The organism is Rhizobium sp. SVR5-2C (genome assembly GCF_056755115.1).
Genome location: NZ_JBNDHT010000524.1, coordinates 1 through 244, shown reverse-complemented (window position 1 = coordinate 244; position 244 = coordinate 1). Strand labels below are relative to the sequence as shown.

Sequence of the window (244 nt, the reverse complement as noted above, 5' to 3'; positions counted from 1 at the left end):
AACATGCGCTTAAAGTCAGTGCCGTCAGCGACAGCCACCAGATGACGCGCGTCCTTGCAACTGAGATCATTGATCTGATCATCGTCGACCTGAACCTGGGCCATGAAGATGGGCTGGAAATCGTTCGCAATCTCGCGACCAAATCCGATGCACCGATCATCATCATCAGCGGCGATCGGCTGGAGGAGGCAGACAAGGTCGTCGGCTTGGAACTTGGGGCGACGGACTACATCGTCAAACCGTT

General features: G+C 55.3%; 1 pseudogene. It reads left to right on the top strand.

The annotated features are described in order from the left end of the window. Positions 1–244, top strand: a pseudogene (virG, locus tag ACPYOI_RS36770) (two-component system response regulator VirG); the annotation flags it as partial.